At 65.8% G+C, this 1276-nt stretch carries 1 pseudogene; it reads left to right on the forward strand.

Features of this window, described 5'->3' with window-relative positions:
- Positions 1-199: 199 nt before the first annotated feature.
- Positions 200-1077, forward strand: a pseudogene (locus ABNF97_RS33900) (transposase); the annotation flags it as partial.
- Positions 1078-1276: the final 199 nt, after the last annotated feature.

The following is a 1276-nucleotide window of genomic DNA, read 5'->3' on the forward strand; positions in this document are numbered from 1 at the left end:
TCGCGATCAACGGACCCAGCTACCGACTCAAGAACCGCCTCACCGCCATCGACGGCCAAGCCAACGTCGCCTGACCTGGCCACGTTCATCCGTACCTACCTGGGGACGCACACCCGTACGCCGACACCACCTACGCCGCCGATCTCAGCCAGCGAACTCCGGGGCATTCCTACAGTTCCAATAGCTGATCTCACCATTAGAAGCGGTCCGCCGCGCCCTGCCTGAGGCGATGCAAGTCGCGGACCACTGGCACCTGTGGCACAACCTCGCCGAAGCCGTTCGCAAGGAGGTCACCGCCCACAGCACGTGCTGGGCCACCGCCGGCCCGCCACCGCAGGAAGGCAAACGGGCCGTGACCACCCGGCAGCGGTGGCAGCAGATCCACGACCTGCTCGACAAGGGCGTCGGCCTGCTCGAATGCGCCCGTCGTCTCAACCTCGGCCTCAACACCGTCAAACGCTACGCCCGGATCACTGAACCTGAACGCCTGATTCGCGCGCCGCAGTACCGACCCACCCTCGTTGACCCCTACCGTGAGCACCTGCGCCGCCGCCGGAAGCAAGATCCCGCCGTCGGCGCCACCCAACTCCTCGCCGAGATCAAAGAGCAGGGCTACACCGGCAGCATGAACCTGCTCTACCGCTACATCACACAAGGCCGGGTCGAAGCCGACCGCCCGGCTCTGTCGCCCAGACGTCTGACCCGCTATCTCCTGACCGCGCCCGACCAGCTCAGAGAACACCAGCGCACGCTCGTCGACGCCCTTACCGGCGCCTGCCCGCAGATGACCGCATGGCCGGCGTCATCGGCTCGTTCGCCGCGCTACTCACGCCCGCGAGCGGCAACGACGTCCGCCTCGACTCGTGGATCACCGAGGTCAAGGCCACGGACCTACCCCACTTGCACACGTTCACCCGCGGCCTCGGCCTCGACCGCGACGCCGTCAACGCCGCCCTGACCCACCCCTTCCACAACGGCGGGACCGAAGGTGTGAACACCAAAACCAAACTGATCAAGCGGCAAATGTACGGACGCGCCGGCTTCGCCCTCCTGCGACACCGCATCTTGCTCGGCTAACCAACACCCACCGTCACCACCGGATGTGAGAGAGAGCCGTTAGATCCACACTCCCCGGTCAGGAGGTTGCCGCGGGTGTGTCAACTTGACGGTGGAGATTTCTCTCGCGTGTCTTGGCTGGTGTCGAGTTGTGTCGATGTCAGTGGCGGCCGGCGGTGACGCGTCCGTCGAAGGTGATGTCGAAGGCGTTCAACGCGGC

Source organism: Plantactinospora sp. B6F1, assembly GCF_040120695.1.
Classification (GTDB): domain Bacteria; phylum Actinomycetota; class Actinomycetes; order Mycobacteriales; family Micromonosporaceae; genus Plantactinospora.